Origin of the sequence: Shewanella waksmanii ATCC BAA-643 (assembly GCF_000518805.1) — a bacterium.
GTDB lineage: Bacteria > Pseudomonadota > Gammaproteobacteria > Enterobacterales > Shewanellaceae > Shewanella > Shewanella waksmanii.
On the sequence record NZ_JAEH01000054.1, the window covers coordinates 25,813 to 32,486 of the forward strand.

A 6,674-nucleotide genomic window follows, 5' to 3' on the forward strand; every position below is an offset into this window, starting at 1 on the left:
CCATGTTTGCAGTGTTAATAAATAGCCTGCTTAGATAAGAAAAATGTCAGCATGTATCGGGCTTTTCAGGCTTATTGACCAAGCGCTAACAGTTCTCAACATTTAATATTAAACATTGTTAACTTAGTGGCGTGAGCGCTTTAAAACTTGAGTTATTTAGTCAACTAAGAGAGAGGTTAGCGATACTGATGCTTGGAGGTCAGCTAATGAGCTGATGCTGCGTTTTATCGAGCTGGCGCCAGGCCAGGCCATTGCTAATCATATGGAAGCCTTGAATCATTGTGCCATTGACCGCGCAACGCTTAAACAAAGCCTAGAGTTACAAGGCTTAAGCGGCAAAGTACACATCCCAGCCGATGGTGAGACCTTAGTGTTTTAGAGGCAGCGATAAAATCGAAAGGCAGCGTCGTAATGTTACCGCGTAAAGGGTTGACAATCTTTACACTTAAAACTCAAATAAAAACCATTCTCAACAACTAATATCATGTAGAATCGCGAAATTGTCACATTTGTATCATTTGATTACATGCGGTTTGGGATTCAATTGTTGTGTTAGTTGAGAGTAAAAGATGGCGAGCGTTGCTCGCTAAGCCGAGTTTTATGATTGCTAGCCGAGCGGGTTCGGCGATATTTGCGGGTTACTTATTAGCTGCGACAGCTTGTGGTTTAATGGCTATCGCTTTGCCAATGGCGGCAGCCGACAGTGTGTTGGTGGCCACTATGCTGTCATTTACTGTTTATGCCTGCGCGGCGTTATACAGTTTTAGTGTGCCTAGCAGCACCCGCGCTTGGCGTGATTTGTTGCTTGCCAGTGCCGGCTTGTATCTATTGATTTTGCTGGTGGGTTAAGCGATGAAAGAGAACTTTTTTCGCAGCATGACCTGGCTGCATACTTGGGTTGGCTTGTTAGTGTGTTGGATACTGCTGTTGGTATTTTTTGCTGGCACAATGAGTTATTACCGGCATGAGATCTCACTATGGACAAAGCCAGAGATACATCAAGCGGTGATGCAGCCCTATCAGCATCAGCAGTTGCAGGCACAAATCAATCAAGGTCAGAGTTATCTAGCAAATCATGCAAGTGATGCGAAAGATTGGCACATCGAGTTTGCTTATGAGCGTCGACCTTATCTGAGCTTTGGCTGGCAAGATCAGCCTGAAGAAGGCCAGCGGCGTGGCAAGTTTCATGAGCACATTATTACTGCTGACGGTACAGATGTGGTAACTGAGGTGCGCGAGTCGCGCGGCGGGCACTTTTTCTATCGATTGCATTTCGATCTACATTACATGCCTGCCAAAGTTGCCCGTTGGATAGTCGGCTTTTGCACCCTATTTATGTTGTTGGCAATCATCAGCGGCATTGTCATCCACAAACGTATATTTAAAGACTTTTTTAGTTTTCGACCGGGTAAGGGGAGCCGCTCTTGGTTAGACGGCCACAATGTGAGTTCGGTGCTCGCTTTACCTTATCATCTGATGATCACCTACACCGGCCTAATCACCTTAATGATGATGTACATGCCGTGGGGCGTAGTTACCGCTTTTGATGGTGACAGCCGGGCATACCGAGCCGAACTTAACCCGCAGCGGGTTAGCGTAAAACCCGCAGGTACCGGGGCGCAGTTGATCACGCTTAGCCAGCTATTGCCCCAAGTGCACAGTGTATGGGGAGATACGCCAATAAAACGTATTGCGGTGCGGTATCCGGGGGATGCTAATAGTCGGGTGAGTTTTTATCGTAATACCGGGCAAGCGGTGACTGACCAGCGTACGCCATTGGTGTTTGATGGAGTAAGCGGTGAAATGCTCAGCGCTGCAAAACTGCCAAGCTCGGGTGCACGCCAAACCCACGATACCCTCATGGCGTTACATACCGCCCGTTTTGCTGAGCCTATACTGAGATTGCTGTTTTTCATCTGCGGCCTAATGGGCTGCGCCATGATTGCAACAGGCAGCTTGCTTTGGGCGATAAAAATTCGCCAAAAACAGCAAAAGCGGTTGCAACTGGGTGATAAGCCGAGCTTTGGCTTACGACTAGTTGAAGGTTTAAACCTGACTTTTATAGCCGGCTTGCCACTGGCAACTAGCGCATTTTTTTATGCCAACCGATTGCTGCCAGAGGTCATGCCAGCAAGAGCACAGTGGGAGATTAACTGCTTTTTCATCACCTTAGCCCTGGTGGGGCTGATTGCTTGTATCAATCGTAGTCGGCGATGCTGGCAGTTGCTGTTTAGTGTGGCTGCGATAGCACTGCTGGCGATACCGTTATTAAATGTGCTGACATCCGGTCAGGGGATTATCGATAACTTTGTGTCCGCGCAGTGGATCTTATTGGGGTTTGATAGCCTATGTGTGTTGATGGGCAGCTTACTTGGTTTAATTGGCTATAAATTGCGCGCGCCTAAAGTTAATCAGGCGCGGCGAACGAGACGAACGTCGATGCCACCCCGTGGTCAAATTGCTCATGTGGCTAAGCTGGAGGAATAATCATGGTTCAACCTACGTTGACTAATGGCTTGAGTTTAGGCTTGTTTTGCTTTGGTTATCTGGCATTGAGCTGCATGGCGCTGGCGATGTTTAGCCATTTTAGAGCGAGCTTTAATCGGACGCCTAGCTTGATACAAAGCCGTGGTTTATATGGCTGTGGCTGGCTAGTGTTATTGATTAGCTACAGCGTCAATATCCAATATTTGGGCTTTGCTTACGGCAGTATTTTATTTGTGGGGCTGTTGTCGCTTGCTGGGCTCTTGGTGATACTTACTGCTAGTTACCGACCGCACTATTTTCCACATTTGATGCTAGCTGTGACCGCGATGGGAACTGGGCTGCTGCTCAGTTACTGAGTCTAGAGGTTAGCTCTACCACCAAACTTAGCTGTTAAGCCATAATCCTGTTACTCAAGATATAAATCGCTTTAAGCAGGGTAACCATCGCCGAGGCAATTAACCTTGGCGATGGCCTCACTTACCCTTTTATCTAGAAGTTATTGGAACTTAGCCTCTAGGCGCAGCCCATCAGGGTCGAGTAGGGTGTCATCGGGTACCCACTGTGATAAGCATTGTGGATCATTGTCTTGGGCGACACAGCGATCAGACAAAGTATGCAGAAACGCCACTAACTGAGTGATTTGTTCCACGCTAAGGCTGACATCTTGTAGGCCTAGTTGAGCTTCAATATTGCGGTCAGCGAGCAGTTTATCAAGAGCGGCTTGGGTGTTGGTTTGGGTATCGTTATGCTGCACATTAGCCTGATACACGTGACCACCCACGGCGTAATTGGCTACAGAGGTTTGTACATCCAAATGGTGCTTAACCACTTCAGTGAGAGAGACGAACGCACCGCTGTGGCCGTAAGGGCCAGTGAACTCAACGTTGATAAGCGATGGGGTTCTAAATGCGAAGCGATCTATTACGTTTTGACTGGTACGAAAGCGACCAAAGTCATGGCTATCATTTACTCCGTCACCTTTGCCACGGCCAATTTGTGGCATGGCGATATTGTGAAATAACTCGTCACTGAAAAAATCACCGCTATGGCACCGCACACAATTGGCTCCGCCGTCTTCAACAGCGGTAAAAAATAGTTGTGCACCGCGTTTTTCGGTTAAATCTAACGCGTTGTCATTGCCCTCAACAAAGGCTTTCCAAGGTGTATCAACAAAGGTCTGACTGAGCTCAAACTCTGCAATGGCATTGAATAGATTTGCTTCGGTGATCAAGCTAGCTGCGTCGGCATCTGGCTGTTGGTACCCAGTTTGAAATGCTGCTAACCATTGATTGTTGTCTAACTCATTGGTCTCACCTTTTAGACGAGCGACTAAATGCTGTCGAATAGCCGCGTTATCCAAGTTACCAAGATTGTGACCTTTCATCTCTTCTGCAGAGGTGACAGGGAATCTGGCTTGAGTTGCTGTGAGACTGGTTGCATGGGGATCGGCTGTGGTGCCATCAGCAGAATCTGGGCTGATGATGGTATCACCCGCACCGTTCATAGTTGCTGTGGCTTCTAGGCTTTCTAGGCGACCGTCATGGAAAATACTGCGATCCCACAACGCCATATTAAAGGTGGTAGGAGCGTTGCGCGGCACCGTTGGACCACCATCATGATGAGTGCCACTGCTGCTATGGGCACGACCCAAGCCAAGGAGATCAGGATCTACAGCTTCTACGCCAATTGATAATGACAAATTATCGCCGCCACCAAGCAGCGGGTGGTGACAAGATACACAGGCTGTATCCATCTCGCCGCTAAGTGCTTTAGAATAAAAAAGTTGCATACCCAATTGTGCCAAAGGCGTATCAATGCTGGGAATATTGCGGTCAGTACTTGGATCGCCTGTTAGCCCTAAAGACGCAATTTGTTGTCGTAACACGCTGGTGATTTGCGCTTCTATTTCAGCTTGGGTGGGTTCTGCTGGTGCTGGGGTAGAGTTATCATCGTTATCTGAACAAGCGCTAATGAGTAATAGCGAACTGATGGTGAGCAAACGTCCTGTAAGCATGAATGACCTATGTATCTGAAAACTAATGGAAGCGCGATAGTAACGGCTTTACACCTGTTATCAAAATGTAAACTGCGTTCTGTATAGCAAATAAAAACACTCAAATAGCTTAGGTGTTTGTTTATATTAGTTTTTGGTGTTTTTGTTGGACCGACTTAAATAAAAATTAGCCGATTAGCTTATAATATTTCGCTTAGCAAATAGCGAGTACCAGAAACACGTCTGTAAGACAAGTTGAGTGCTGTCTAGCTGAGTGTCTATATAGTCTGATGTGAAGGAGGTTTTAGAGCTGAAAATGATAAAGTCAGCGGCAGCTATATCATGCTCACAGCAATGCGCTTGTGAGCATTTTTTATGCCTTATTCAAGCAAAGATCTCTTAATCCCTTGCTCGAATTCACAGTGGGTATAGGCCTGTTACTGGTCGATGGTGTTACAACGAGGTAGCTGTCCAACACATCTCAATTTGCTTATGCCCTGTGTGTTCGCAAATACAGGTACCCACATCAATAAAGCCGTGGCGTAGATAAAACTGGTGTGTTTTTCTGTTTTCAGCATAAACGGTTAATGTTAACTTGCCATATTTGCTTTTTACCGTATCTAAAAGCTGAGTTCCAACTCCTTTAGATTGTGATTGAGGGTCAACAAAAATGGCTGGAATACTGCCTTGGTAATATGAAATAAAACCAACAATCTGGCCGTTGTCTTCATAAACCCAAGATTCACTATTAGGAAGATACAAATCTCGCATATTAGTGACTTGTGATTGCCAAAACTCAGCAGCCACAAAACTGTGCGCTTTGATTGATGCCGCTAGCCAGATAGACACCGCAGCATCGAAATCTTTGTCTTGTATTACTCTTATCATTTGTACTTCAGCCTTAATGCTAATACTCAGTTGGTGTGTTATGGGGTTCGACGAACGGGTTGTGAACTAATGTTCGTAGCCGTGAGATTAATTGATGTGTGTATTATAAAGCCTGCTTACATTGAATGATTGAATAAATCCGACAGTATCAGCTTGATATTGAGCTGACTCCGCCATAAACATCTATGGTCAGGCCGCGCTGTTTTTCATAGGTTTTAGGGGTAAAGCCTAGCTGCTTTTTTAAGTACCGAATCAAATGAGGTTGATCGCTAAAGCCAAATTTGAGTGCGATTTCCACCCAATCAAGCTCGGCCGATGAGCGCTGATATAAATACTCCAACATTGCTTCTAGTTTATTCATCGACTGGCATTGTTTAAGTGTCAGCCCTGTCACACGCTGAAAGCTGCGTTCTAATGTGCGCTGCGAGCAGTGCAGCTGTTGCCCTAGTGAAGATATGATACTGTCATCAAGCTGGTGCAATGCCTTGCAGGTGATCTTGCTGTGCTGATCTTCAGTACACTCTTCAAACCATGGCATTAATAACGCATCTAATTGGTCACAGCATAATTTCGCCTCCTTTCTTGCCAGAGCAATCAACACATCTTGGTTGATTTCGCGTTCACTCAACAGCGTTGTGCCTTGAATTTGTGCTACTTCATCAAGCCGCGGCGTGTTACCGGAGCATTCAGGTAGACTATAGAGCGCTCCAATATGGAATTTAATTCCTAGGTGGATAAAGGGCTGTGAGTGATCGAGCTCAAAGGTGTTTTGGTGAGGATATAGCCAATGGCTGCCTGCCCCTGTGGTACTGCCCGAGCAGGTATCATGGCGATAGGCTTGATCAGACGGCGAGATAATCAAATGTGCAGCGGGATCTGGGTTAAGCTTTGGATAGCTATAGGTATGAATATCTGGGCGTTTTTCTATTAGCCAGTAGCATTGCACGTATTTGGCAACGCTAGCATTGGCGGGCGCCTGTAACCAATGAATCTGATCTTCACCCGATAAAATAGACACCGTCCATTTTCAAAATAATGTCTGCTCAAATTCAGCAGGTGTTTTGTATCCTAAGCTCGAATGTAGGCGCTGTCTATTATAGAAATAGTTTAAATAACCTTTGAGCTTAGAATGTAATTTAGTGCTCGTTTCAAACGTGTTCCCTCTGATGATATCCGCTTTCAATGAATGAAAAAATGACTCAACCTCGGCATTGTCTGTACAGCAACCAGGCCTATTCATGCTGGCTTTAATGTTGTGACACGCTAAATACTGTTGAACCACATGGACCCTATACTCTGCCCCTCT

At 46.0% G+C, this 6,674-nt stretch carries 8 protein-coding genes; 4 read left to right on the forward strand and 4 right to left on the reverse strand.

Features of this window, described 5'->3' with window-relative positions:
- The first annotated feature begins 214 nt into the window (after positions 1 to 214).
- The 4 genes from L865_RS25625 to L865_RS0117590 all read left to right on the forward strand — a co-directional run bounded on the left by L865_RS25625 (position 215) and on the right by L865_RS0117590 (position 2,843).
- Positions 215 to 379 (forward strand): hypothetical protein, encoded by a 165-nt coding sequence (locus tag L865_RS25625; protein WP_157577661.1) that lies wholly within the window; start codon positions 215 to 217, stop codon positions 377 to 379.
- 221 nt (positions 380 to 600) lie between these two features.
- Positions 601 to 849 (forward strand): hypothetical protein, encoded by a 249-nt coding sequence (locus L865_RS0117580; RefSeq protein WP_084632576.1) that lies wholly within the window; start codon positions 601 to 603, stop codon positions 847 to 849.
- Between the two features lie 3 nt (positions 850 to 852).
- Positions 853 to 2,487: a PepSY-associated TM helix domain-containing protein gene (locus L865_RS0117585; RefSeq protein ID WP_028774446.1), complete on the forward strand. Its 1,635-nt coding sequence runs from the start codon at positions 853 to 855 to the stop codon at positions 2,485 to 2,487.
- Between the two features lie 2 nt (positions 2,488 to 2,489).
- A complete protein-coding gene (locus L865_RS0117590) occupies positions 2,490 to 2,843 on the forward strand; it encodes a DUF3325 domain-containing protein (protein ID WP_037471498.1) in 354 nt (117 codons plus the stop codon).
- A gap of 140 nt (positions 2,844 to 2,983) precedes the next feature.
- Here L865_RS0117590 and L865_RS0117595 read toward each other — a convergent pair whose 3' ends face one another.
- The 4 genes from L865_RS0117595 to L865_RS25205 all read right to left on the reverse strand — a co-directional run.
- The gene (locus L865_RS0117595) at positions 2,984 to 4,501 is read right to left on the reverse strand and encodes a cytochrome-c peroxidase (RefSeq protein ID WP_028774448.1); all 1,518 of its coding nucleotides are present in this window, start codon (positions 4,499 to 4,501) and stop codon (positions 2,984 to 2,986) included.
- Between the two features lie 432 nt (positions 4,502 to 4,933).
- On the reverse strand, positions 4,934 to 5,368 hold the full coding sequence (locus L865_RS0117600) for an N-acetyltransferase (RefSeq protein WP_028774449.1): 435 nt from the start codon (positions 5,366 to 5,368) through the stop codon (positions 4,934 to 4,936).
- A gap of 148 nt (positions 5,369 to 5,516) precedes the next feature.
- On the reverse strand, positions 5,517 to 6,386 hold the full coding sequence (locus L865_RS0117605) for a helix-turn-helix domain-containing protein (RefSeq protein WP_028774450.1): 870 nt from the start codon (positions 6,384 to 6,386) through the stop codon (positions 5,517 to 5,519).
- A gap of 9 nt (positions 6,387 to 6,395) precedes the next feature.
- Positions 6,396 to 6,674, reverse strand: a 279-nt coding sequence (locus tag L865_RS25205; RefSeq protein ID WP_028774451.1) for an IS3 family transposase, incomplete at its 5' end; no start/stop codon positions are given.